This is a genomic window from Kitasatospora sp. NPDC114501 (genome assembly GCF_055633695.1).
In genome coordinates this window covers 98290-124205 of the sequence record NZ_JBVKDS010000005.1, presented here as the reverse complement: position 1 = coordinate 124205, position 25916 = coordinate 98290, and the positions used below count along the sequence as shown (strand labels likewise).

14 protein-coding genes are annotated in these 25916 nt (G+C 76.8%); 11 read left to right on the top strand and 3 right to left on the bottom strand.

Annotated features, from left to right (window positions below):
* Positions 1-164: 164 nt before the first annotated feature.
* On the bottom strand, positions 165-869 hold the full coding sequence (locus ACZ7RU_RS11425) for a metal-dependent hydrolase (RefSeq protein ID WP_470340666.1): 705 nt from the start codon (positions 867-869) through the stop codon (positions 165-167).
* A gap of 189 nt (positions 870-1058) precedes the next feature.
* Here ACZ7RU_RS11425 and ACZ7RU_RS11420 point away from each other — a divergent pair, with 189 nt between their 5' ends.
* From ACZ7RU_RS11420 to ACZ7RU_RS11405, 4 genes are all read left to right on the top strand, one after another.
* Entirely contained in the window at positions 1059-1217 is a 159-nt protein-coding gene (locus ACZ7RU_RS11420) for a hypothetical protein (protein WP_470340665.1), read from the top strand.
* Between the two features lie 90 nt (positions 1218-1307).
* Positions 1308-4403, top strand: a complete 3096-nt coding sequence (locus tag ACZ7RU_RS11415; RefSeq protein WP_470340664.1) for a type 2 lanthipeptide synthetase LanM family protein — start codon at positions 1308-1310, stop codon at positions 4401-4403.
* A gap of 5 nt (positions 4404-4408) precedes the next feature.
* On the top strand, positions 4409-4687 hold the full coding sequence (locus tag ACZ7RU_RS11410) for a hypothetical protein (protein ID WP_470340663.1): 279 nt from the start codon (positions 4409-4411) through the stop codon (positions 4685-4687).
* A gap of 188 nt (positions 4688-4875) precedes the next feature.
* On the top strand, positions 4876-7794 hold the full coding sequence (locus tag ACZ7RU_RS11405; protein WP_470340662.1) for a helix-turn-helix transcriptional regulator: 2919 nt from the start codon (positions 4876-4878) through the stop codon (positions 7792-7794).
* A gap of 168 nt (positions 7795-7962) precedes the next feature.
* On the opposite strand, the gene ACZ7RU_RS11400 is transcribed toward ACZ7RU_RS11405, so the two are convergent.
* Both ACZ7RU_RS11400 and ectB read right to left on the bottom strand, forming a co-directional pair.
* Positions 7963-8892: an ornithine carbamoyltransferase gene (locus tag ACZ7RU_RS11400; protein ID WP_470340661.1), complete on the bottom strand. Its 930-nt coding sequence runs from the start codon at positions 8890-8892 to the stop codon at positions 7963-7965.
* A 5-nt stretch (positions 8893-8897) separates the two neighbouring features.
* A complete protein-coding gene (gene ectB, locus ACZ7RU_RS11395) occupies positions 8898-10199 on the bottom strand; it encodes a diaminobutyrate--2-oxoglutarate transaminase (RefSeq protein ID WP_470340660.1) in 1302 nt (433 codons plus the stop codon).
* A gap of 206 nt (positions 10200-10405) precedes the next feature.
* Here ectB and ACZ7RU_RS11390 point away from each other — a divergent pair, with 206 nt between their 5' ends.
* The 7 genes from ACZ7RU_RS11390 to ACZ7RU_RS11360 all read left to right on the top strand — a co-directional run bounded on the left by ACZ7RU_RS11390 (position 10406) and on the right by ACZ7RU_RS11360 (position 25738).
* Positions 10406-10627 (top strand): MbtH family protein, encoded by a 222-nt coding sequence (locus ACZ7RU_RS11390; RefSeq protein ID WP_470340659.1) that lies wholly within the window; start codon positions 10406-10408, stop codon positions 10625-10627.
* Entirely contained in the window at positions 10624-12477 is a 1854-nt protein-coding gene (locus ACZ7RU_RS11385; protein WP_470340658.1) for an amino acid adenylation domain-containing protein, read from the top strand. The genes ACZ7RU_RS11390 and ACZ7RU_RS11385 overlap by 4 nt, the downstream gene beginning before the upstream one ends.
* Positions 12474-19067, top strand: coding sequence for an amino acid adenylation domain-containing protein (locus ACZ7RU_RS11380; protein ID WP_470340657.1), 6594 nt, complete (start codon positions 12474-12476; stop codon positions 19065-19067). The genes ACZ7RU_RS11385 and ACZ7RU_RS11380 overlap by 4 nt, the downstream gene beginning before the upstream one ends.
* Positions 19064-20398 (top strand): MFS transporter, encoded by a 1335-nt coding sequence (locus tag ACZ7RU_RS11375; RefSeq protein WP_470340656.1) that lies wholly within the window; start codon positions 19064-19066, stop codon positions 20396-20398. Before ACZ7RU_RS11380 ends, ACZ7RU_RS11375 begins: the two co-directional genes overlap by 4 nt.
* Positions 20399-20505: 107 nt before the next feature.
* Complete coding sequence (sbnA, locus tag ACZ7RU_RS11370; protein ID WP_470340655.1) at positions 20506-21525, top strand: 2,3-diaminopropionate biosynthesis protein SbnA; 1020 nt, start codon at positions 20506-20508, stop codon at positions 21523-21525.
* Positions 21519-22520 carry a 2,3-diaminopropionate biosynthesis protein SbnB gene (gene sbnB, locus ACZ7RU_RS11365; RefSeq protein WP_470340654.1) on the top strand — a complete coding sequence of 334 codons (1002 nt, stop codon included), beginning with the start codon at positions 21519-21521 and terminating at the stop codon, positions 22518-22520. Before sbnA ends, sbnB begins: the two co-directional genes overlap by 7 nt.
* Positions 22517-25738, top strand: a complete 3222-nt coding sequence (locus tag ACZ7RU_RS11360; RefSeq protein WP_470340653.1) for an amino acid adenylation domain-containing protein — start codon at positions 22517-22519, stop codon at positions 25736-25738. Before sbnB ends, ACZ7RU_RS11360 begins: the two co-directional genes overlap by 4 nt.
* Positions 25739-25916: the final 178 nt, after the last annotated feature.

The window sequence follows — 25916 nt, the reverse complement described above, 5'->3', positions numbered from 1 at the left end:
GACCACCGGAACTCATCGGTCCGGTGAGAGGAAATTCTTTCCTGCGGGCAGGTGGCGCCCCGGGGGTGCTGCTCGGCCGGCCCGCCTGCGGCCGGGGAGCCCGCGCGCGGAGCGTGCCCCGCGGGTGCGGGGGAGACGTGGAACGGGACGGCGCCGGGTGCCGCTCACCCCAGGGCGAACAGGGGGGCGAAAGCGGCGAACCAGAGGGCCACGAACGTGGCGACGGTCATCACGGGCACGAGGAACCGGGTCTCCAGCCTGCTGCCGGTCCGCCGTATCAGCACGAGTTCGAAGCGCTTGCGGTACGGCCAGAGCAGAGGCACCCCACGACGGGTCAGGCAGTCACCGAGCAGATGGGTCAGAGCGCCCAGACAGACCGCGTACGGAAGCCAGAGGGTGATGTCGGGGAACCAGGCGGCCACCGTGGCCGTCCCGACACCTGCCAGGCCGACGGCGGTCACCCACGCCGTCAGGCCGTGCCCGGGCGGGTGCAGGTGCAGGGCCCGCGCCGCGAGGGCGAGGAGAACGAAGGTCAGGGTGAGGGCGAAGGGGTGGCCGAGGCGGGTCACACCCAGCCGCGTGCCCCAGCCCGCCACCGCGACGAACGCGAGGGAGTGCGTGGCGTGGCGGTGGCCGCCGCACAGCCAGGACACCAGGCGGCACAGTCCCCTCGACAGCGGCCCCAGCAGGTGGGCGGGTGTCGCGTCGTGGTGGTCCAGGTCGGGAAGCAGCGAGGCCCCGGCGCACAGCAGCGTTCCGATCAGGACCTCGCTCGGCCGCGGTGCCACACCGAACAGTGCCTCCGGCAGGAACGGCGCCGTCGCCGCGAAGACGAGTGCCCCGCTGACCGCGTGTGACTGGCCCATCATGACGCCCCGTACCCCCGTTTCCCTCCGCTTCCTCGGACGGCCCCGCCCGGCGGCACCGGGTCGCACGGCGATCCGTCTGCTACCCCGCCTTCCCCCTCCCACTCCGCCCGCCCGGCGCCGGGCCCCGCGACCTGCTGCGACACCCTCGTCCGCGCCGACTGCGGATCAGGTGGAGCCGCCCGCAACGCGGTGGTGATCCTGCCCGTGCTGATCGGCGACAGCGTCCGGTCGGCCGCCGCGCAGTGGGCCGGCGCGGACGGGCGGGTGCTCGGGGCGACCCTGACCGCCCGGCCGCGGGCGGCGGGGGCCGGACGGCGGGTGCCGGGCGGAGGACGGTCCGCACGGTAGCCACGTGATCATTACGTGGAGATCACACTCTTGTGCAATCATCCACACGATGCCACCCTCTGCACTGTGACTGCTAGGGGCCCCACGACCGTGAACGCCGGTTCCGCATCCGGTGGTTGGTGGCTGCCCGCGGTCCGGGCGGCGGACCGGGCCCCGGCGGACCGGCCCGACTGGGCCGCGTTCGTCGAGCGGGCGGTGGCCGGGGCGCCGACGACCGACGCGACCGACCACGGGTTACCCGCCGGGGACCTGCCCGGCGTCAGCGGGTTCCGGCCCGTGGTGGCGCCGCTGGCCCGGCTGGCCGGGGCCGGACTGCCGACCGCGCTGCCCGCCGGGGCGGTCGACCTGCCCGCCGTACGGGCACGGTTCGTCGACGGGCTCACCGACACGCTGGCCCGGCAGGCCGCCCGGACGCTGGTCCTGGAGCTCAACGTGGCCAGGGAGGAAGGGGTGTTGGCGGGCGACTCACCCGCCGACCGCTTCCGCGACTTCGTCCGGCGGATGGCCGCACCGGCCGCGCTCCGCGCGCTGTTCGGCGAGTACCCGGTGCTGGCACGGGTCCTGGCCGGGACCTGCCTGGCCGCCACCGACGCCTTCGCGGAACTGCTGACCCGGTTCGCCGCCGACCGGCGGGAGGTGGCCGGGGCCCTGTTCCACGGCGTCGACCCCGGCCCCCTGGTAGCCGTCCGGCGCGGCGCGGGCGACGGGCACCGGGGCGGGCGGTCCGTCGCGGTGCTGCGCTTCGCCGGTGGCGGGCGGCTGGTGTACCGGCCGCGGCCGACCGCCGTCCACCGTCATCTCGCCGACGTGGTCCACTGGTTCAACACCCGGCCCGGCACCCCCGGTCTGCGGACCCCCGCCCTGCTGGAGCGACCGGGCTACGGCTGGCTGGAGTTCGTGGAGCGGCGGCCGTGCACCGAACCGGCCGAGGTGCGGCGGTTCTACCTCCGGCAGGGCGCCTGGCTCGCCCTGCTGCACGCCCTGGACGCCACCGACCTGCACGCCGGGAACCTGATCGCCTGCGGCGAGCACCCCGTACCGGTCGACCTGGAGACCCTCTTCCACCCGCCCGCGCCCGCCGACCCGGACCGGCCGGACGACGACCCGTGGCACGAGGACCCGGCGGCGCTCGCGCTCCAGGCCTCGGTGCACCGCACCGGCCTGCTGCCCCGGCTGGTCCTCGGCGACGAGCATGCCCTGGACGCCTCCGGGCTCGGCGGTGACGCCGGCGCCGGCTCCCCGAGCGCGGCCGTGCGCTGGGCGGCGGCGGGCACCGACGGGATGCGGCTGGTCCGCGGTGCGGCCGAGTTCGCCGGCGCCGAGAACCGGCCGCGGCTCGACGGCAGTGACTCCGATCCGGCCGACCACCTGGACGAGCTGCTGGCCGGGTTCCGAGCGGGCCGCCGGGCCCTCGTGGCGGGACTCGCCGACCTCACCGGCCCGCGCGGCCTGCTGAGCGCCTTCGCCGAGGACGAGGTCCGGGTGGTCCTGCGGGCCACCGAGGAGTACGCGACGCTGCTCGACGAGTCGACCCACCCCGACGTGCTGTGCGAGGCCGGGCACCGCGAGGCGCTGTTCCGGACCCTCGGCACCGGCGAGTCCGCCCGGCCCGGCCCGGTGATCGACGAGGAGGTCGCCGAACTGTGGGCCGGTGATGTGCCGCTGTTCACCACCCGCCCGGGCGGGACCGAACTGCGCGGCGGTCGGGGCCGGCCGGTCCCCGGGGCCCTGGACCGCCCCGGCCTCGACCGGGTCGCGGAGCGGCTCACCACCTTGGGGGCAACCGGTCCGGCCGAGCAGGAGTGGATCGTCCGCGCGGCCATGGCGGCCCGCTCGACCGGCCCGGCGCACGGCCGCGCCGGGCCGGGGACGCCCGCCGACCTGCCCGCCACCGCGGACCCGGCCCGGCTGCCCGCCGCCGCGGACCCCGCCCGGCTGCTCGCCGCCGCCCGGGAGATCGGCGACCGGCTGGTCGACGGGGCGCACCGGTCCGCGGACCGGGCGAACTGGCTCGGGCTCGACTTGATCGCCGACCGCTACTGGCGGCTCGCCCCGGCCGGCGCCGACCTCGGCGGCGGCTACCCCGGGCCGGCGCTGTTCCTCGCCCAACTCGCCGCGCTCACCGGCGCGGACCGCTACGCCGAGGTGGCCCGTCTGGCTCTGCGGCCGGTGCCGGCCCTGCTGGAGCGGCTCGCCGCCCGGCCCGAGGACCTGGCGCTGGTCGGTTCGGGTGCCTGGGCCGGCCTGGGCGGCCTCACCTGGGCGCTGGCGCAGGTCGGCGGCCTGCTGGGCGACCGGGAGGTGCTCGGCTGGGTCGGGCCCGCCGTCCGGCTCACCGCGGCCGCCGCCGAGGCGGAGGAGCCGTTCGGGCTGGCCGACGGTACCGCCGGCGGACTGGCGGCCCTGCTCGCGGTGCGGCGGGAGACCGGTGACGCCGAGGCCCTGGCCGGTGCCCGGCGCTGCGCCGACCGCCTGCTCGATCGACTCGACCTGTCCGAGGTGCCCGACGTGCACGGCCTGGACGAGCCGCGCGACCGGCCCGAGCGCCCGGCCCCGGGCTTCGCCACCGGAACGGCCGGCCTCGGCTGGGCCCTGCTGGCGTACGCGCAGGCGGGCGGCGGCGCCGCGTACCGGCACGCGGGGCTGTCCGCGCTGCGCTCGTCCGTGGCCGGTCGGGCACCCGGCGGGTCCTGCTGCGAGGGCGCGCCCGGCATCGCACTCGCGGTGGTCGACAGCGGGGCGCCGGCGGGCGACCCGGAGCTGGCCGCCTGGGCCGGGGCCGCCGTCGACGCGGCGGTGACGGCCGGGACGCGGCCCGACCACAGCCTCTGCCACGGCGAGACCGGCGTGCTGGAGCTGCTCGGCCGGGCCCCGGGCACCGCCGCCCGGCAGGCGCTGGCGCGCCGTTCGGCCGCCCTGCTGGACGCGCTGGCCCGCACCGGGCCGGTCTGCGGCACCCCCGGTGGCCTCGCCGTCCCGGGCCTGCTGTTCGGGCTGGCCGGGGTCGGCCACGGGCTGCTCCGGCTCGGGTTCGCCCACCGTACGGCTTCGGCGCTGCTCCTGGCGCCGAGTTCGGCGCGGCCGTCCCACGAGGACGCCGTGACCCGTCCGCGGGCGTCCCCCCAGGACGTCGCGGCACCGAACGGCGTCCACCCGGACGCCGTGATCCACGGAAGAGAAGGGTGAACTCCTTGAACCGATCCGACTCCCTGGCCAGAGCACTCGCCGAAACCACCCCCGCCGCGGGCAGACCGGCCGTCGGGCAGTCCGCCGGAACGCCCGCGCCGGAGGGCGTCCACCGGTGGAAGCGGGCCGACGGGCACGAGGGCGTGGCCGCCGACCACCCGGCCGGCGCGATCAGGCCGCACCCGGGCGGCCGGCTCGCCCGCCGCTCCGTGCTGCTGGGCGGCGGGACGGCCCGGATGGCCGAAACCGACCCGTGGACGACGATGAGCTACCACGAGGAGTAGCCGGCCCCCGCCCGTCCGGGCCCGTGTGCACACGCGTCGGCGTGACCCCCGCGGCGCGCGGCCGCCGACGCCCGGACGACCCGCCGCCCCCTGACCGGCACGTTTAGGCATGAACATGCCGGTCAGCCGGGCGGTGAATGCCTGATTCCGCTCTACCGGAGCCGTCCGGTGACCAATAGCCTGCGGCCATGCGGACCTCATCACCGGTGACCGTCGGCCGCACGGCCGAAACGTCACTGCTCCGAAGAACCCTGACACGCCTTCAGAGCGACGGCGGGCGCGCGGTGTTCCTCGTCGGCGAGGCCGGCATCGGCAAGTCCCGGCTGGTCGACGACTGCGCCGGGCGGGCCGTGGCCGCCGGACTGCCGGCCCTGCGCGGGCGCAGCAGCGCGACCGGGGCGGACACGCCCTTCCGCCCGCTGGCGGAGGCGCTGTACTCGTGCTTCCACGCCGAGGGCCCCCCGGAGGACGCCGAACTGCTGCCGTACCGGCCGGCCCTGGGCCGACTGGTGCCGGAGTGGCGGCCGGCGGCAGGGCCGGGCCACGCCGAGAGCGTGGTGGAGCTCGCCGAGGCGCTGCTGCGGCTGCTGGGCGTGATCGGCCGCCGGTCCGGCTGCGTGCTGGCCCTGGAGGACCTGCACGACGCGGACGCGGAGACGCTCGCCGCGGTGGAGTACCTGGTGGACCACCTCGACCGGGTGCCGGCGCTGCTGGTCGCCACGCTGCGGCCGGAACCGGGCAACGCGTTGGACCTGGTGCGCGGCGCGGAGCGGCGCCGGGTGGCGTCCGTCGCCGCGCTGCCGCCGCTGACCACCGCCGACGTCGAGGCGCTGGCGGCGGGCTGCCTGGGCGTGCCGGTGGGGCGGGTGCCGTCCGCCGTGACCGGCCGGCTGGCCGAGCGCAGCGGCGGGAACCCGTACCTGGTGGAGGAGTTGCTGGCCGAGCTGGTCGGCTCGGGCGCGCTGCGCCGGGACGGCGACGGCTGGCGGGTGACCGGCGACCTGGCCGCGACCGTGCCGGCCAGCGTGGTGCACGGCTGCGCCCTGCGACTGGGCCGGCTGGCCCCGCCGGTCCGCGACTTGCTGCTGGCGGCGGCCACCCTCGGCCCCCGGTTCTCGGTCGACAGCCTGCAACTCGTCACCGGGGACGACGATCCGGGCCTGTTCGCCCGGCTGCGCGCCGCGGCCGAGGCGGACTTCATCGTGCCGGACCCGGGCGCGCCCGAGGGGTACGGCTTCCGGCACGCCATCACCGCGCAGGCGGTGCTGGAGAGCGTCGCCCCGGCCGAGCGGGCCGCGCTCGCCCGCCGGGCCGCCGCCGCGCTGCGCAAGGCCGGGCCGCCGTATGCGGCCGACCACGGCCGGCTGGTGGCCCGGCTGCTCGTCGCGGCCGGCGACCACCACGGCGCGGCCCTGCTCTACGCGGAGGCTGGCCGGCAGGCGCTGGCCGAGGGCGCGTCCGCCTCGGCGGTGCGGCTGCTGGAGCGGGCCGTGGAACTGGCGGCGCCGGCCGACCGGACGGCGGCCACCGAGTCGCTGGGCTACGCGCTGGTCGAGGCCGGCCAGCTGGACCGCGCGCTCGCCCTGGCCGACACCCTGCCGACGGCCAGCGCGGCGGCGTTGAGCCCCGAACGGGAGGTCGCGCTGCGCACCCGGCTGGCCTGGGCGGCCGTGGTGGCCGAGCGGGGCCCCGACACCGTCACCCAGGTCGCGGCGGCCCGGGCACTGCTGCGCGACGGGGGCCGGCCCGAGCAGACCGCCGCGCTGGCGGTGGTCGAGGGGCACCTGGCGCTGCTGCCCGGCCGGCGGGACCGGGTGGACGACGCCGAGCGGATCGCCCGGGAGACCGCCGAGGAGGCGGAGCGGACCGGGCCGCCGGTACTGGCCTGCCAGGCCCTGCAGTTGCTCGCCCTGCTCGCGCGCGAGCGTGGCTTCGACGCGGCCGACCAGTGCCTGGAGCGGATGCTGGCGGTCGCCGAGACGCACGGCCTGCCCAACTGGCGCTTCGAGGCCCTGCTCCGGCTGGGGGCCAACGCCTTCCTGCGCACCGGCGACGCCCGCCGGCTGGAGCAGGCCGGGGAGGCCGCCCGGGAACTGGGCTCGCTGGTGCGCACCCAGCACACCGAGAGCCTGCTGGCGATGAACGCCGTCCTGTGCGGCGACCCGGCCACCGCCGAGGCCATCGTGGACCGCTGGCTGGACACCAGTCTGCGGATGGGCAACCTGGCCACCCACCGCTACCTGCGGTTGACCTCGGCGACGCTGGCCGCCCACCGCGGCCGCCGCCGGGACATGGAGCGCGAACTGCGGCTGTTCCGGCAGGCCGGGGGCGACGGCTCGCTGCTCACCCCGGTGGTGCTCGGGCTCTGCCGGGCGGTCTGCGCGCTGCTGGAGGAGGACCGGGCCGGCGCGGAGGCCGAGCTGACCGCCACCGCCGAGTGGGAGGCGCTGCACCCGAGCGTCTTCTACCTGTCCGGCCAGTACGGGCTGGCCCCGCTGCTCGCCGTACTGGCCGGCCGGGCGGACTGGGCCGCGTACGAGGCGGTCGCCGGCGCCCCGGGCGCGGAACTGGCCTGGAACCGCCCGTTCCTGGCACTGGCCCGGGCGGTCCTGCTCGGCCGGCGGGGCCGGGGGGCGGAGGCCGCCGCCGAGGTCGAGCGGCTGCGGCGGGACCCCGACCTCTTCCCGACCGCCCACCGGCTGGGCCTGCGGCTGGTCGCCGAGGCCGCGCTGGCCGACGGCTGGGGCGATCCGGTGAGCTGGCTGCGCACCGCGGAGGAGTACTTCCACGAGCTGGACGTGCCGTCCGTCGCGGGCGCCTGCCGGGTCCTGCTCCGGCAGTCGGGGGCGAGCGTCGGGCAGCGCCGCAGCGGCCGGGACCGCATCCCGGCCGCGCTGCGGGAGCGGGGCGTCACCCCGCGCGAGTACGAGGTGCTGGCGCTGCTGGTGGACCGGCCCGGCAACCAGGACCTCGCCCGGCGGCTGTCGATCTCGCCGCGCACGGTGGAGAAGCACCTGGCGAGCCTGGTGCAGAAGACCGGGGCGGCCGACCGGGGCGAGCTCTGCCGACTGGCGGCCGAGCTCGCCCCGGACCCGCGCCGGCCGTGAGCACCGGTGCACCCGGAGGGACTTGAGCACCGTGCCCCCGGGGGGACGCGGGCACCGGTGCGTCCCCGGCCGGCCGGGGACGGCGGCGCGGCGCACGGGCCGGGAACGGGCGGCGCGCCGGGCCGGCCGTTCCCGACGCCGCCACCGCGCCGCCGCCACACACCGCGCTCAGCCGTTCCCGGCCGTGCACCACTCCAGGACGGCGCGCGCGCTGTGGTACTTGTTCTCGGCCTGCCCGAAGGCGAGGCTGAGCGGTCCGTCGAGCACGGAGGCGCTGACCTCCTCCCCCCGGTGGGCCGGCAGGTCGTGCAGGAAGACCGGGGCGGAGGTGGCGGCCATCACCGCGTCGTCCACCCGGTAGGGGTCGAACAGCGAGCGCCAGTCCGGGTCGGGCTTGCTGGTGCCGGTGGTCTGCCAGCGGGTGGTGTAGACGACGTCGACCTCCGGCAGGCCGGCCATGTCGTGCCGCTGCTCGACCAGGCCGCCGCGGCGCCCGGCCCCGGCCGCGGCCCGCTCCACGTACCGGGGGTGGACGCCGTAGCCGGGCGGCGTGCGCAGGTGCAGCTCGGTGCCGGGGTAGCGGGACAGGGCCAGCGTGAGCGCGGAGGCGCTGTTGTTGCCCTCACCCGCGTAGAGCACCCGGAGCCCGTCGATCCGGCCGAAGTGCCGGTGCAGGGTGGTGAGGTCGGCGAGGGCCTGGGTCGGGTGCTCCTCGGCGCTCATCGCGTTGATGACCGCCATGGTCTGCTGGTCGGCCAGCGCCCGCAGCTCGGCCTCGGGGCCCGTCGTCCGGGCCACCAGCACGTCGAGCATCCCGGACAGCACCCGGGCGGTGTCCTCGACGCTCTCACCGGTGTTCTGCTGGAGGTCGTCGGGGCCGTAGCCGATGATCTGCGCGCCGAGCCGCAGCGCCCCGGCGGAGAAGGCCGTCCTGGTCCGGGTGGAGGTCTTGCGGAAGAGGATGCCCACCACGTGCTCGCGCAGCGGTCGGGCGTCCTCGGCGTGGCCGGCGGCGAACTCGGCGCCCCGGCGGACCAGGTCGTACAGCTCCTGGTCGGAGAGGTCGGCGATCGAGATCAGGTGGCGGCGACTGGTCACGGCGCTCACCCGGCCAGAATCGCGTCGAGGACGAGGGCGAGGCCGCGTTCCAGCGGGGCCCGGTCGATCGCCAGCGGTGGGAGGAGCTTGACCACCTCGTCGTGCCGGCCGGCGAGTTCGACCACCAGGCCGTGGTCGAAGCAGTACCGCTGGACGCGTTCGGCCCGCTCGGGGCCGCCCGCCCCGGCGAGGTCGAGGCCGAGCACCATGCCCCGGCCGCGTGCCGTGACGCCGGGCACCTTCGCGAGGACGGTCTCGCCGAACTCGCGCAGCCGCTCGGCGTTGTCGGCAAGGGCGTCGAGGAACTCCGGCTGTTCCCAGTAGTCCCAGGCGGCGGTGGCCGCGACGAAGGCGAGCTGGTTGCCGCGGAAGGTCCCGGTGTGCTCGCCGGGCTCCCAGCAGTCGAGGTCGCGGCGCAGCAGCACCAGGGAGAGCGGCAGCCCGTACCCGCCGATGGACTTGGAGAGGGTGATCAGGTCGGGGACGATGCCGGACTGCTCGAAGGCGAAGAAGGTGCCGGTGCGGCCGCAGCCGGACTGGATCTCGTCGGCGATCAGCAGGACGCCGTGGCGGTCCGTCAGGTCCCGCAGCCGGCGCAGCCAGTCCGCGGAGGCCGGGTAGACGCCGCCCTCCATCTGGAGCGGCTCGACGATCACGGCGGCCGGCAGGTCGGTGCCGGAGGACGGGTCGGTGAGCAGCCGCTCCAGGTACCCGATCGAGTCGAACGCGCCGTGCGGGCCGTCCTCGTAGGGGACGAAGGTGACGTCCTGGGCGATCGCGCCGCCGGCCCGGCGGGCCCGCCGGCTGCCGGTGACCGCCAGCGAACCCTGCGACATGCCGTGGAAGCCGCCGGTGAAGGCGACCAGGCCACGCCGCCCGGTGGCCTTGCGGGCCAGTTTGAGGGCGGCCTCCACCGCGTCGGTGCCGGTCGGGCCGGTGAACTGCACCTTGTGGTCGAGGCCGCGGGGGCGCAGCAGCACCTCGTCCATCCGGGCCAGGAAGTCCCGCTTGGCGACGGTGTACATGTCCAGGCCGTGGCTGACGCCGTCGGCGGCGAGGTAGGCGGCCAGCTTCCGCTTGATCGGCTCGGGGTTGTGGCCGTAGTTGAGGGCGCCGGCGCCGCAGAAGAAGTCGAGGAAGACCCGGCCGTCCTCGGCGTACAGTTCCGCGCCCTTGGCCCGCTCGAAGACCACCGGGAACTTCCGGCAGTAGAGCCGGACGTCGGCCTCCATGGTCTCGAAGAGGGCGTGGTCGCCGGGGGCCGGCGGCTCTCCCGGGGTGGCCGGCGCGGTCCGTTCGACGGTCATGTGTGTCCTTTCCGACGCGGCGGGGTCCGGCCAGCATTCCGGCGCGGCGCGGGCGCGCAGAAGAGAAGGACCAGCAGTCCTGCGGGCAGCGGGGCTGCCGGATTGTCGGCCGCTTCTTCCCTATGGCGTCCGGCCCGCCCCGGGCGAGTCTTCCTGTCGCGGCGCCCCGGCCGAGCGGGCGCCCGCCCCTGCGAGAGGAGAGCGGAATGGCCGACGAGAGTACCGACCCGCGCACGTACTGGGTGGTCCGCAACGACGAGGAGCAGTACTCGATCTGGCTGGCCGACCGGGAGCTCCCGCTGGGCTGGCAGCGGGAGGGCAAGGAGGGCCCCAAGCAGGACTGCCTGGAGCACATCGACACGGTCTGGACGGACATGCGTCCGCTGAGCCTGCGTCGGCGGATGGAGCAGGAGACCCGGACGGCATGAACACCGTGGTTGGCCGCGCCGACGCACCCCTGCCCGACCGGTGCGTGCACGAGTGGTTCGCGGGACGGGCGTCGGGCACGCCGGACGTGACGGCCCTGGAGTTCGGCGGACGGCGGCTGACCTACGCCGAACTGGACTCCCGGGCCAACCAGTTGGCCCATCTGCTGCGCGCCCGCGGGGTCGGGCCCGATGCCCCGGTCGCGGTGTGCGCCCAGCGGAGCCCGGAGGTGGTGACCGCCCTGCTGGCCGTGCTCAAGGCGGGCGGGCACTACCTGCCGCTGGACCCGGAGTACCCGCCCGAGCGGCTCGCCTTCATGGTGGCCGACTCCGGCGCCCGGGTCCTGCTGGTCGAGCCGGGGCTCGCCGACCGGTTCGCGGCCACCGGCCTGGACCGGGTGGCGATCGAGCCGGACTGGTCGGCGGCGGCCGGCCTGCCGACCACGGCCCCCGCCTCGGGGGCCGTACCGGACGACCTGGCCTACGTGATGTACACCTCGGGCTCCACCGGCCGTCCGAAGGGGGTCGGGGTCACCCACCGCAACGTGCTGCGGCTGGTGCACGAGGCCGACTACGCGGACCTCGACCCGGGGCAGGTGGTGCTGATGCTCGCCCCGCTGTCCTTCGACCTGTCCACCTTCGAGGTCTGGGGCGCGCTGTGCAACGGCGCCCGGCTGGCCGTGCTGCCGCAGGGCGTGCCGACCGCCGCCTCGATCGAGGAGGCGGTGCGCCGGCACGCCGTCAGCGTGGCGCTGCTGAGCACCGGGCTGTTCCAGCACGTGGTGCGCACCCGGCCCGGCGCGCTGGCGACGGTGCGCCAGGTCCTGGTGGCCGGTGACGTGGCGCCGCCGGCCGAGGTGCGGATGCTGGTGGAGCAGGGCGTGGAGGTGGTCAACGGCTACGGGCCGACCGAGTGCACGACCTTCTGCGCCGCGCGGCGCGGGGTCACCCTGGCCGAGACCCGGGGCTCCGTCCCGATCGGCCGGGCCATCACCCGGACCAGCCTGTACGTGGTGGCGGAGGACGGCGTCACCCTGCTGCCGGCCGGCGAGCCCGGCGAACTGCTGGTCGGCGGGCCGGGGGTGGCCCGGGGCTACCACGGCCGCCCGGCGCTCACCGCCGAGCGGTTCGTCCCGGACCCGTACGGCACGGTGCCCGGCGCCCGGCTCTACCGCACCGGGGACCTCGTCACCGAGGGCCCCGACGGGCAGCTGCTCTTCCACGGCCGGCGCGACCAGCAGGTCAAGATCAACGGCCACCGGATCGAACTCGGCGAGGTCGAGGCCGCGCTGAGCAACCACCCGGAGGTCCGGGCGGCGGTGGCCGCGGTCCGGCCGACCCCGGCCGGGGACAAGCAGCTGGTCGGCTACGTGGTGTCGGACACCCTCGACCGGCCGGGCCGGCCGCTGCGGGAGTACCTGGGCGGGCTGCTGCCCGAGTACCTGGTGCCGACCGCGTGGGTGCGGCTGCCCGAACTGCCGCTGAACCCCAACGGCAAGGTGGACCGGGCCGCGCTGCCGGCCCCCGGCGACGACCCGGGCCGGGCACCGGTGGCCGTCGCGCGCACGCCGGTCGAGCGGGCCGTCGTCGAGGTCTGGTCCGAGCTGCTGTCGGTGGCCGCGATCGGCGTGCACGACGACTTCTTCGAGCTGGGCGGCCACTCGCTGCTGGCCACCGAGGTGATCGCCCTGCTGGGCGAGCGCTTCCCGGTCGAGCTGCCGGTGAGCGCGGTGTTCGACGCCCGCACCCCGGCCCAGCTCGCCGAACGGCTGCGCGGGGCGATCACCGAGCGGGTCGAGCAACTTTCCGATGCAGAAGTGGAGTCGATGTTGTCTCAGGTGATCGAGGAATGAGCGCTCCGCTGACCGGCCCTCACCCCGCCGAACCCGCCGACCCGACGAACGCCAAGGGCACGACGGGCGCGACCGCGCAGGCCGAGCGGCGCCGGGCGCTGCTGGACGGCCTGCTGCGCGGCTCGGCCCGGCCCGCCCCTTCCGGCGGCGCCGCCGACGGCGCCGTCGCCCGGCTGGCCCGCGGCGGCCCGCTGCCGCTCTCCTTCGCCCAGCAACGGCTGTGGCTGCTGGAGCAGCTGCGCCCCGGCACCGCCGAGTACGTGCTGCCGGTCGGCTGGGAGCTGCGCGGCCCGCTGGACGTGCCGGCGCTGCGCCGCGCGCTGGCCGAGGTGTCGGCCCGCCACGAGGTGCTGCGCACCCGCTACCTGGAGGTCGACGGCGAGCCGCGGCAGCTGCCGCTGGACGTGGCCGCACCGGAGTTCGAGCTGGTCGACCTGGCCGTGCTGCCCGCCGCCGACGCCCGGGAGCGGCTCGGCGGGCTCGTCGAGCGACTGGCCCGCGCGCCCTTCGACCTCACGGCCGGCACCCCGCTGCGGGCCCGGCTGGTCCGGCTCGCCGAGGAGCACCACGTCCTCGTGCTGGCCTTCCACCACATCGCCTTCGACGGCCATTCGGTCGGTGTCCTCGCCGCCGAACTCGGTGCCCTGTACCCGGCGTTCGCCGAGGGGCGGCCCAGCCCGCTGACGCCGCCCGCGGTGCAGTACGCGGACTGGGCCGGCTGGCAGCGCGAGGCGCACTCGGCCGCCGCGACCGCCGGCCAGCTCGACTACTGGCGACGGAAACTGGCCGGCTCGACCGCGCTGGAGCTGCCCACCGACCGGCCCCGGCCGCCGGTGTTCGACCCGGCGGGCGCGATCCTGCCGTTCACCGTGCCGGCCGGCACCGCCCGTGCCCTGACCGCCTGGGGACGCGGGCGCGGCGCGACGCCGTTCATGCTGCTGCTGGCCGCCTTCAAGCTGCTTCTGGCCCGGCACGCCGGCCGCGCGGACGTCACCGTCGGCGCCCCGCTGGCCGGTCGCACCCGCCCGGAGGCCCGCGAGCTGCTCGGCTTCTTCGTCAACACCCTGGTGCTGCGCACCGACCTGTCCGGGGAGCCGACCTTCGAGGAGGCCGTGGAGCGGGTCCGGGAGAGCGCGCTGGGCGCCTTCGCCCACCAGGACGTCCCGTTCGAGCGGCTGGTGGACGAGCTGGGCGCCGAGCGCGACCTGTCCCGCAACCCGCTGTTCCAGGTGATGTTCGCCTACAACGGGGCGGGCACCGGCCACGGCTTCGGCGGCGCCGGGCTGAGCGCCACCCCGTACGCCACGCCGTGGCACAGCGCCAAGTTCGACCTGACGCTGCACCTGACCGAGCAGCCCGACGGCTCGCTGTCCGGCGTGGTCGAGTACGCCACCGCCCTGTTCACCCCCGAGCGGGCGGCCGTGGTGGCCGAGCACTTCACCGCGCTGCTGGAGGCGGTCGCCGCCGACCCCGGCACCACCGTCACCGGCGCCACCCTGTTCTCGCCCGTCGAGCGCGCCCGGCTGGAGCGGTGGAACGACACCGCGGTGCGCTACCCCGACGACGAACTGCTGCACTCCCTGGTCGAGCGGCAGGCCGAGCGCACCCCCGCGGCCGTCGCCGTGTGCTTCGGGACGGACGCACTCGACTACCGCGCGCTGCAGTCCCGCGCCGAGGCGCTGGCCCGCCGGCTGCGGGCGCTGGGCGTCGGCCCGGAGCACACCGTGGCCGTCTGCCTGAACCGCGGGCTGGAGCTGCCGGTGGCGCTGCTGGCCGTGCTCCGGGCCGGCGGCGCCTACCTGCCGCTGGACCCGGGCTACCCGGCGGACCGGCTGGCCCACATGCTCGCGGACTCCGCCGCCCCGGTCGTGCTGACCACCGGCGACCTCGCGGCCACGCTGCCCGCGCACCGGGCCCGCGTGCTGCTGCTGGACGCCGACGCCGACGCCGGCGAGGAGGCCGCGGAGCCGGCGGAGCCCGTGGCCGCCGCGGCCGTCGACCCGCTGCACCCGGCCTACGTCATCTACACCTCCGGCTCCACCGGCCGCCCCAAGGGCGTGGTCACCACCCACCGGGGCGTGGTCAACCGGCTGCGCTGGATGCAGGACGCCTACGGCCTCACCGAGGCCGACCGGGTGCTGCAGAAGACCCCGTACAGCTTCGACGTGTCCGTCTGGGAGCTGTTCTGGCCGCTGATCACCGGCGCGACCCTGGTGATGGCCCAGCCGGACGGCCACCGCGACCCCGGCTACCTCGCCCGGGCCATCGCCGACCAGGGCGTCACCACCCTGCACTTCGTGCCCGCGATGCTCCGCGCCTTCCTGGCCACCGTGCCCGCCGACACCCCGCCCGCCGCGCTGCGGCTGGTGCTGTGCAGCGGCGAGGCCCTGCCCGACGACCTGGCCGCGGCCTGCCACCGCCACCCGGTGACCGGCGGCGCCGCGCTGCACAACCTGTACGGCCCCACCGAGGCCAGCATCGACGTCACCGCCACCCCGTGCCGGCCCGGCGAGCGCGTCACCATCGGCACACCCGTCTCCAACACCCGCGTCCACGTGCTGGACGACGACCTCGCCCCGGTGCCGGTCGACGTCCCCGGGCAGCTCTGCCTGGCGGGCGTCCAGCTCGCCCGCGGCTACCTCAACCGGCCCGCGCTGACCGCCGAGCGCTTCGTGCCCGACCCCGACCCGGCCAACCCGGGCGGGCGGCTCTACCTGACCGGCGACCTCGCCCGGCGCAACCCCGACGGCACCCTGACCTACCACGGCCGCGGTGACCACCAGGTGAAACTGCACGGGCACCGGATCGAGCTCGGCGAGATCGAGGCCGCGCTGCGCACCCACCCGCTGGTCGCCGACGCCGTGGCGGCGCTGCACGGCACGCCCGGCGGCGAGCGGCTGACCGCGCACGTCGTCCCGGCCGACCCGGCCGCCGCGCCGGCCGCCGCCGAGCTCCAGGCCCACCTGAGGTTGTCGCTGCCCGAGCACATGGTCCCCACCGCGTGGACCAGCCTGCCCCGGCTGCCGATCACACCGAACGGCAAGCTGGACCGCGCGGCCCTGCCCGATCCGGTGCCGCAGGCCGCCGCCGAGCACGTCCCCCCGCGCACCCCGGTCGAGCACCTCGTCGCCCGGGCGTGGGCGGCGGCCCTGGACGTCTCCCGGATCGGCGTGCACGACACCTTCTTCGACCTCGGCGGCGACTCCATCCTCGCCATCCGCGCCGTCGGCCGGCTGCGCGAGCAGGGGCTCGACATCTCCGTCCAGGACCTCTTCCGGTACCGGACCCTGGGCCTGCTCGCCGAGGCGCTGGCCCCGCGGGCGGCCGGCCGGCGGGCCGAGCCCACCGCGCCCTTCGCCCTGCTCGCCCCGGGCGACCGCGAGCGGCTGCCGGGCGGCCTGACCGACGCCTATCCGCTGTCCCAGGTGCAGGCCGGGATGGCGTACGAGATGCTGGCCGGCGCGGCCCGGGGCATGTACGTCAACGTGCTGAGCTACCCGGTGCGCGAGGAGGACGACGGCTTCGCGCCCGACGCGCTGCGCGCCGCCGCGGCGCTGCTGGCGGAGCGGCACGAGATCCTGCGGACCTCGGTCGACCTGTCCGGCTACGGCGAGCCGCTCCAGTTGGTGCACGCCGTGGCGCACGTCCCGCTGGAGGTCCACGACCTGCGCGGGCTGTCCCCCGAGCGGCTGCGGGCCGAACTCGCCGCCGCCACGGCGCGCGAGCAGTCCACGCCCTTCGACCTGGCCGCGGCCCCGCTGCTGCGGCTGGTCGCGCACCGGATCGACGACCGGCGGTGGCGGCTGACCGTCGTCTACGCCCACACCATCCTGGACGGCTGGAGCCAGAACTCCCTGGTCCCCGAACTGCTGGGCTACTACCGGGCGTTGCGCGACGGCCGGGACCCGGCCCCGCTTCCCCCGCCGACCACCCGGTTCGCCGACACCATCGCGCTGGAGCGCCGCTCCCTGGAGTCCGCCGAGGACCGGGAGTTCTGGCGCGAGCGGGTGGCGCGGTACGGGCCGTGGCGGGTCCCCGAGGGCTGGTCCGCCCCGGAGCGGCACCGCGCGGACGGCGGTGACGAGGCCGTCCACCGGGTCGCCCGGGTGGGCTTCGCCGACCTGCTGCCGGACCTGCGCGCGGTGGCCACCGCGGCCGGGGTGCCGCTGAAGAGCGTGCTCTTCGCCGCCCACCTGACCGTGCTCGGCCTGTTCGGCGGGGGCACCGACGGCCCGGCCGCGTTCACCTCCGGGCTGGTCTGCAACGCCCGCCCGGAGACCTCCGACGGCGACCAGGTGCGCGGCATGTTCCTCAACACCGTGCCGTTCCCGGTGGTGCTCGACGCGGCCGACTGGCCCGCGCTGGCCCGGGCCGTCTTCGCCGAGGAGACCGCGCTCTGGCCGCACCGGCACCACCCGCTGCCCGCCGTGCAGCGCGCCTGGGGCCAGGACACGCCACTGGTCGACGTGTTCTTCAACTACACCGACATGCACGTGCTGGCCGGCGAGGGCATCGACGCCGACGAGGTCGAGGACGTGACGCCGAACGAGTTCGGCCTGTCGGTCTCCACCGTGCCCGGCACCCTCCAGCTGGAGGCCGCCGCGGACCGGATCGGCGCCGAGGAGCTCGCCCTGCTGGCCCGGGCCTACCGGCACGTGCTGGCCGGCCTGGTGGCCGACCCGCAGGCCGACCCGCGCGCCGTCACGCTGCCCCCGGCCGACCGCCGGGCCCTGCTGCCCGCCGGGCCGCCGCTCGCCGCCGACCAGGGCGGCCCGACCGTGCCGGAGCTGTTCCACCGGCAGGCCGAGCGCACGCCCGACGCGGTGGCGCTGGTCTGCGGCGAGGAGCGGATCGACTACGCCGGGCTGCGCTCGCGCGCCAACCGGCTGGCCCACCACCTGCGGGCGCTGGGCGCCGGCCCGGGCACCGTGGTCGGGCTGCTCCTGGAGCGCGGCCCCGAGCTGCTGACGGCGATGCTGGGCGTGCTCGGCTCCGGCGCGGCCTACCTGCCGGTCGACCCGAACCTGCCCGAGGACCGGATCCGCTTCCTGTTCGACGACTGCGCCAGCCCGCTGGTCGTCACCGACCGCGCGCTGGCCGCCCGGCTCGCCGCCGACGGGCCCGCCGGGCGGCGCCGGCTGGTGCTGACCGACGCCCACCGGGCGGAGATCGCCGCACACCCGGACACCGCGCCCGCCGTGCCCGCCGACCCGGCCGCGCTGGCCTACGTCATCCACACCTCCGGCTCCACCGGCCGCCCCAAGGGCGTCATGATCACCCACGGCGCACTGGCCGGCTTCCTGACCGCCATGGCCGAACAGGTCCCGGTACGGCCGGACGACGCGGTAGCCGCGCTGACCACCGTCTCCTTCGACCCCTCCGTCCTGGAGCTGTACCTCCCGCTGCTCGCGGGCGGCCGGGTGGTCCTCGCCGACACCGAGGAGGCCAGGGACCCGCTGCGGATGGCCGAGCTGCTGGACCGCGCCGGCCCGGCCGTCGTCCAGGCCACCCCGGTCACCCTGCGGATGCTGCTGGACGCCGGCTGGAGCGCCCCCGCCGGACTGCTGGTGCTCAGCGGCGGCGAGCGGCTCACCGCCGACCTGGTCGAGCGGCTCACCGCCGACGGCGCCCGGGTCTGGGACCTGTACGGCCCCACCGAGACCACCGTCTGGGCCACCGTCACCCGGCCGGGCGCAGACCCCGGCGGAGCCCCGTGGTCCGTCCTGGCCAACACCCGGCTGTACGTCCTGGACGGGCGGCTGGAGCCGGCCCCGGACGGCGTGGTCGGCGAGATCCACCTGGGCGGCTCGGGCCCCGCCCGGGGCTACCTCGGCCGGCCCGGCACCACCGCGGGCGCCTTCCTGCCCGACCCCTACGCCGGGGTGCCCGGCGCCCGGATGTACCGCACCGGCGACCTCGGCCGCCGGCGCCCGGACGGCGGCGTGGAGCTGCTCGGCCGGGCCGACCACCAGGTGAAGATCCGCGGCCACCGGATCGAGCCCGGCGAGATCGAGACCGCGCTGCTCTCCTGCCCGGAGGTGCGGGCCGCCGTGGTCCAGCCGGTGACCCTGCCGACCGGCGAGGTCGAGCTGGTCGCCCACCTGGAACCGGTGCCCGGCGCCAGGGTGCCCGGCCACGGCGAACTGCGCGACCGGCTGCTGGCGACCCTGCCCGACTACATGGTCCCGGCCGCCTTCTCCGTCCTCGACGCGCTGCCCCTGACCCCCTCCGGCAAGGTCGACCGCCGCCGCCTGCCGACCGTCGGACCCGGCGCGGACGTCCAGGAGTTCGTCGAACCCAGGACCCCGGACGAACGGACCGTCGCCGCCGCCTGGCGCGAGATCCTCGGCCACCCGCGGATCGGCGCGCACGACAACTTCTTCACCCTCGGCGGGCACTCCGTGCTGGCCACCCGGATCGCCCTGCGGCTGCGCGAGGCGACCGGCCGGGACGTGCCGGTGCGGGCGGTCTTCGACCGCGCCACGGTGGCCGCGCTGGCCGCCGCGCTGCCCGACTACCCGGAGGCGGGCGCGGCCGCCGCGCTGCCGCTGCTGGGCTCCCGCCGGGCCCGCCGGGGCGGTGCCCGGTGACCGCCGTCGCGGCCGGGCGGCCCGACGCCGAGGACCTGCCGCTGCACCGCAACCGGGACTTCGTCCTGCTGTGGACCGGCTCGGCGCTGTCCATGCTGGGGTCGACGGGTGCCACCGTCGCCTACCCGCTGCTGGTGCTGGCCGTCACCGGCTCGGCCGCCGACGCGGGGCTCGCCGGGTTCACCGCGCTGCTGCCGCTGCTGCTCTTCCCGGTGCCGGCCGGGGCGCTGGTGGACCGGGTGGACCGCAAGCGCCTGATGATCTGGTGCGACGTCGTCCGGGGGGCCGGCGCGCTGAGCATCGTGCTCGCGCTGGCCCTCGACCGGCTGACCCTGGCACAGATCCTGCTGGTCGGCTTCGTCGAGGGCACCCTGACGGTCTGCCACGAGCTGGCCTCGCACGTCGCCGTCCCGCACCTGGTGTCGAGACGGCGGCTGACCGAGGCGCTGTCGCGCAACGAGGCCCGCGAACGGGCCGCGATCACCCTGGGCACCCCGCTGGGCGGCGCGCTCTTCGGGGTGGCCCGGGCCCTGCCGTTCCTGCTGGACGCGATCAGCTACGTGGTGTCGGTGGTGACGCTGCTGCTGATCCGCAAGGACTTCCAGTCGGCGCCCAGCACGGCGAAGGAGACCGCCGACACCGACACCGACGCGGACGCCGGGCCGCCCGCCAAGCCGCTCGCCGAGCTGGCCGCCGGGTTCGCCTGGCTGTGGCGCCAGCCGTTCCTGCGCACCGCCGCCCTGGCCGTCGCCGGCAGCAACCTGCTGTTCCGGGCACTGTTCCTGGTCGTCGTGGTGCTCGCCGACGAACGCGGCGCCTCCCCCTCCGGCATCGGCGTCCTGCTGGGGGTCGCGGGCGCGGGCGGCGTGCTCGGCTCCACCGCCGCCGCCTGGTGCCGGCGGCGCCTGCCGCTGCCGGCTGTGGTGATCGGCGCCAACTGGGCCTGGGCCGCGCTGGCGGTCGGCCTGGTCCTCGCCGACGACCTCTGGCTCACCGGCGCGCTCTACGCGCTGATGTGGTTCGTCGGCCCGATCTGGAACGTCGCCGTCGCCACCCAGCAGCTCTCCACCACCCCGGACCACCTCCAGGGCCGGGTGTCCGGCGCCAGCTCGGTGCTGTCCGGCGGAGCGCTGCCGCTCGGCTCGCTCGCCGGCGGCCTGCTGCTCCAGTGGTACGGCACCGGGACGGCCCTGACCGCGCTCGCCGTCTGGATGGTGCTGCTGGCCGCCGCGGTGACGCTCAGCAAGGCCGTCCGCCGGGGCCCGGCCGCCCCCGACGACCCCCCGGCGAGCGGCTCGGCGCTCCCCGCCCCGACGGACGCACCCGCCTGAGCCCGCCCCCGTCCTCTCCCCGACGCTCTCACCAGGAGTCCCGCCATGACCCGTACCCCAACGACCTCCCCGGCCCGGGCCGGCCGCGACCCGCGCGCGGGCGTCCGGTGACGGCGCCCCCGGCCGTCGGGGCGGCCGGCGGTGTGCTGTCCACCGTCGGCGCCACCCCGCTGGTCGAACTCCTCCGGATCTTCCCGGACAGCGGCTTCCGCACCTACGCCAAGCTGGAGTCGCACAACCCCGGCGGCAGCATCAAGGACCGCGCCGCGCTCAACATGCTCGTCGACCGGGTCCGCTCCGGCGCCCTCACCCCCGGCAAGTCCGTGGTGGTGGAGTCGAGTTCCGGCAACCTCGGGATCGGCCTGGCCCAGGTCTGCCGGTACTTCGGACTGCGCTTCGTCTGCGTGGTGGACGGCCGCACCAACCAGCAGAACATCGCCGTGATGCGGGCCCTGGGCGCCGAGGTCGAGGTGGTGACCGAGTGCGACCCGGACACCGGCGAGTACCTGCCGGTCCGGCTGCGCCGGGTGCGCGAGCTGGTCGCCGGGATCCCGCACGCCTACTGCCCGGACCAGTACGCCAACCCGCTGAACGCCAGGGCGCACCGGCAGACCATGCGGGAGATCGTCGACGAGCTGGACGGCCGGGTCGACTACCTGGTCTGCGCCACCAGCTCCTGCGGCACCCTGCGCGGCTGCGCCGAGTACGTGCGCGAACGCGGCCTGTCGACCCGGATCGTGGCCGTCGACGCGGTCGGCAGCGTGATCTTCGGCGGGACCGCCGGGCCCCGGCTGATCCCCGGCCACGGCGCCTCGGTGCGCCCCGCGCTCTTCGGCGCGGACCTGGCCGACGAGGTGGTGCACGTCGACGACCTGGACTGCCTGGTCGGCTGCCGCGCGCTGGCCCGCCGGGAGGCGATCCTGGCCGGCGGCTCCTCCGGCGCGGTGCTCAGCGCCCTGGACCGGATCCGCCCCCGGGTGCCGGCCGGGTCCGTCTGCGCCGTGGTCCTGCCCGACCGGGGCGAGCGCTACCTGGACACGATCTACAACGACGACTGGGCGGCCAAGCACTTCGGCGACGCCGCCGACCTGTGGAAGGACCCTTCGATGGAGGCGGCAGCATGCTGATCCTGGGTGCCCGCGACGTACGACAGGCCCTCGACGGACGGGAGCGGGAGGTGCTGGCGGCCGTCCGCGAGGCCTACGTCCGGCACGCGCGGGGCGAGAGCGCGATCCCGCACTCGGTGTTCCTGCGCTTCCCCGAGGACGAGCGCAACCGGATCATCGGCCTGCCCGCCTACCTGGGCGGTGAGCAGCCGGTGGCCGGGATGAAGTGGATCTCCTCCTTCCCCGGCAACCTGGAGCTGGGCCTGGAGCGCGCCTCGGCGGCGATCATCCTCAACTCGATGCGCACCGGGCACCCCGAGGCGCTGATCGAGGGGTCCCTGGTCTCGGCCCGGCGCACCGCCGCAAGCGCCGCGCTGGCCGCCGCCACCCTCGCCGGTGAGCAGCCCGACACCGGGGCGGCCCTGATCGGCTGCGGCGTGATCAACTTCGAGGTGCTCCGCTTCCTGCGGGTGGTCCTGCCCACCCTGGACACCGTCACCCTGTACGACCGGGACAGCGCCCGGGCGGAGGAGTTCGCCGCCCGCTGCGCGCGGGAGCAGCCGGGCCTGAAGACCGTCGTGGTGGACCGGCCCGAAGACGCGCTGGCCGCCCACCCGCTGGTCAGCCTCGCCACCACCGCCGCCGCCCCGCACCTGTCCACCGGGCCCTGCCGGCCCGGCACCCTGGTCCTGCACGTCTCACTGCGCGACCTGACGGTGGAGTCGGTGCTCCCGGCGGTCAACGTGGTGGACGACCCCGACCACGTGTGCCGGGCCGCGACCTCCCTGCATCTGGCCGAACAGCAGGCCGGCAACCGGGAGTTCATCACCGCCACGATCGGCGGCCTGCTTGCCGGGCCGGCCCCGCGGCCGCGCGACCCGCGGCGCACCACGGTGTTCTCCCCGTTCGGCCTGGGCATCCTCGACCTCGCGCTGGCCGACCTGGTGCGGCGCGGCGCCGAGGCCGGGGGCGGCGGCACCCGGCTGGACGACTTCCTGCCCGGCGGCGCGCCGTGACCGCCCGGCCCGCCGTCCTGGCTCCGTCGGAGCTGCGGAGGTACCTGGCCGACGCGACCGGCCCCGACCGGCCGTACCCGCTGGAGCAGTGCGTCCACCAGCTGTTCGAGCACCAGGCCCGGCTCACCCCGGACGCGGTCGCGCTGGCCTGCGAGGGCGTCGAGCTGGGCTACGCCCGGCTCAACGAGCGGGCCAACCGGCTGGCCCACCGGCTGCGGGCGGCCGGGGCCGGGCCGGAGTCCCTGGTCGGCGTCCGGCTGGAGCGGGGGATCGACCTGGTGGTGGCGCTCCTGGGGGTGCTCAAGTCGGGGGCCGGGTACGTGCCGCTCGACCCCGAGCACCCGCCGCTGCGCACCGCCGCGGTCCTGGCCGAGAGCGGTGCGGTCCTGCTGGTCACCGACGCCGGGGCGGCGCGGGGCGCCGAGCACGCCGGGGTGCGCCCGGTCGTCCCCGCGGACGAGCCGGGCTGGCCCTCCCACGACCCGGAGCCCGCGGCCGGGCCGGACCACCCGGCGTACGCGATCTTCACCTCCGGCTCGACCGGCCGTCCCAAGGGCGTCGTGGTGCCGCACCGGGGCGTGGTCAACCGGCTGCTGTGGATGCGCGACGACTGCGGACTGGTCGGCGGCGGCCGGGTGCTGCAGAAGACGCCGGCCACCTTCGACGTGTCGGTCTGGGAGTTCTTCGGCCCGCTGGCGGTCGGCGGCACGCTCGTCCTGGCCCGCCCCGGCGGCCACCGGGACCCGGCCTACCTGCACCGGGTGCTGGCCGAGGAGCGGGTGGACACCGTGCACTTCGTCCCCTCGATGCTGCGGGAGTTCCTGGCCGACCTGCGGGCCCGCCGCGTCCACGGCGGCCCGCCCGAACTGCCCGCCCTGCGCCGGATCGTGTGCAGCGGCGAGGCGCTCGGGCCGGACCTGGTCCGCGAGGTGCACGAGTTGCTGGACTGCGAACTGTTCAACCTGTACGGGCCCACCGAGGCGGCGGTGGACGTCACCGCCGAGCGCTGCCTGCCCGGCGCCCCGGTCACCATCGGCCGGGCGGTCGCCAACACCCGGACGTACGTCCTCGACCCCGACGGGGTGCCCGTACCGCCCGGCACCGACGGCGAACTCTGCCTGGCCGGCGTCCAGCTGGCCCGGGGCTACCTCGGCCGGCCCGGCCTGACCGCCGCCGCCTTCCGGCCCGACCCGTACGGCCCGCCCGGCGCCCGGCTCTACCGCACCGGGGACCTGGCACGCCGCCGGGTGGACGGGCGGATCGAGTACCTGGGCCGGCTCGACCACCAGGTGAAGATCCGCGGCCTGCGGATCGAACTCGGCGACGTGGAGGCCGCGCTGGCCTCCCACCCGCAGGTGCACGCCGCCGTGGTGGCCGCGCACCCGGCCGCCACCGGCGGCAGCCGGCTGGTCGGCTACCTGGTCGGTGCCGTCCCCGACGCACCCGACCTCACCGAGCTGCGCAAGCACCTGGGCGAACTGCTGCCCGACTACATGGTCCCCACCGCCTGGGTGCGGCTGCCCGAACTGCCGCTCACCGCGAGCGGCAAGACCGACCGCAAGGCGCTGCCCGCCCCCGACGACGGCCGCCCGGAGCTCGCCACCGCCTACCTGGCGCCGCGCACCCCGACCGAGCGGGCCCTGGTCGACGTCTGGGAGCAGGCCCTGGGGGTCGCCCCGATCGGCGTCCGGGACCGCTTCCTCGACCTGGGCGGCCAGTCCCTGATCGCGACCCGGATCTGCTCCCGGCTGCGGGCACTGACCGGCGCCGCGCCTTCCCCCGCCGACCTGCTGGCCCGGCCCACCGTGGAGGAACTGGCGGCCCTGCTCGACGCGGCCGCACCGGCCGCCGCCCCTGGGGCCGGCCGCACCGTCCCGCCACGCCCGCCCGGCCCGGTGCCGCTCTCCTCCGAGCAGCACCGGCTCTGGTTCCTGGACCGGCTCACCCCCGGCAGCACCGAGTACACCATGTACGACGCGCACCGGCTGCGCGGCCGGATCGACCCGGCCGCGCTGCACGAGGCGCTGCGGGCGACCGTCCGCCGGCACGCCGCGCTGCGCACCACCTTCGAGGCCACCCGCGGCGTGCCGCACCAGGTGGTGCACCAGGACCTGCCGGTCGTCCCGGAACTGCTGGACCTCACCGGCACCCCGCCCGGGGAGCGCGAGGAACGGGCCCGCCGGGCCGTCCGGGAGCAGGTGGCCCGGCCCTTCGCCCTGGACCGGGGCCCGCTGCTGCGCCTGGTCCTGCTCGCCCTGGGACCGGAGGACCACGTACTGCTGGCGGTGACCCACCACATCGTCTCCGACGACTGGTCGATGGGCGTGTTCTGGCGCGACCTGTCCGAGTGCTACCGGGCCGCGAGCGCCGGCCGCGCGCCCCGGCTGCCCGACCTGCCCGTCGACTACCCGGACTACGCGGCCTGGCAGCGCGCCGGAGCCGACGACGCGGACCGCGCCGAGGAGGACCTCGACCACTGGCTGCGCCACCTCCGGGCGCCGCTGCCCGTCCTGAAACTGCCCGCCCCGGGGCCGCCCGGCGACGACGCCCGGCCGCCGCTGCGCGGACGCCGGGACGCCGTGGTCGACTTCACCCTGGCCCCGGCCGCCACCGCCGCGCTCAACCGGACGGCCGGCGCGGCCGGCGCCACCCCGTTCATGGCGCTGCTGTCCTGCTTCTCCGCCGTGCTCACCGCGGCCGGCGGGACGGAGGACCTGGTCGTGGCCACCTTCACCGCCAACCGCCCGGTCGCCGAACTCACCGACCTGGTCGGCCTGTTCGTCAACACCCTGGCGCTGCGCACTCCGGTCGGGCGGCGCGAGCCGTTCACCCAGGTGCTGGCCCGCACCCGGGCCACCGCACTCGCCGCCTACCGCCACCAGGGCCTGCCCTTCGACCGCGTGGTGACGGCGCTGCGCCCGCCGCGCGACCCGAGCCGCAACCCGGTCGCCCAGGCCGGCTTCCAACTGCTGGGCCCGCTCACCGGCCGGATCGACCTGCCCGGGGTCACCGCCGAACCGTACGACCACGGGCAGGGCGGGCACCCCTTCGACGTGCGGGTCGACCTGCGCGAGAACGGCGGCGCCCTGGACGGCCGGCTGCACTATCCGGAGGGCCTGCTGACCGCGACGGCCGCCCGCGACCTGGCCACCGCGTTCACCGCCTTCGTCGCGGCCGCGGGCGAGCGCCCCGGCCTCCCGGTGGAGCGGCTCGGCTGACGGCACACCCACCGGCCCGACGGCGGCCGGGCCCCCGCACCGGTGCGGGGGCCCGGCCGCCGTCGGCGTGCCCGCGCACCGGACCGCGGCCCCCGGCACGGCACACCCTCCGGGAAAGGGCCCGCAGCGGGGGAGGGCCCGGGCGCAGGAGGCGGAAGAGAAGGACACGCAGCGGGCC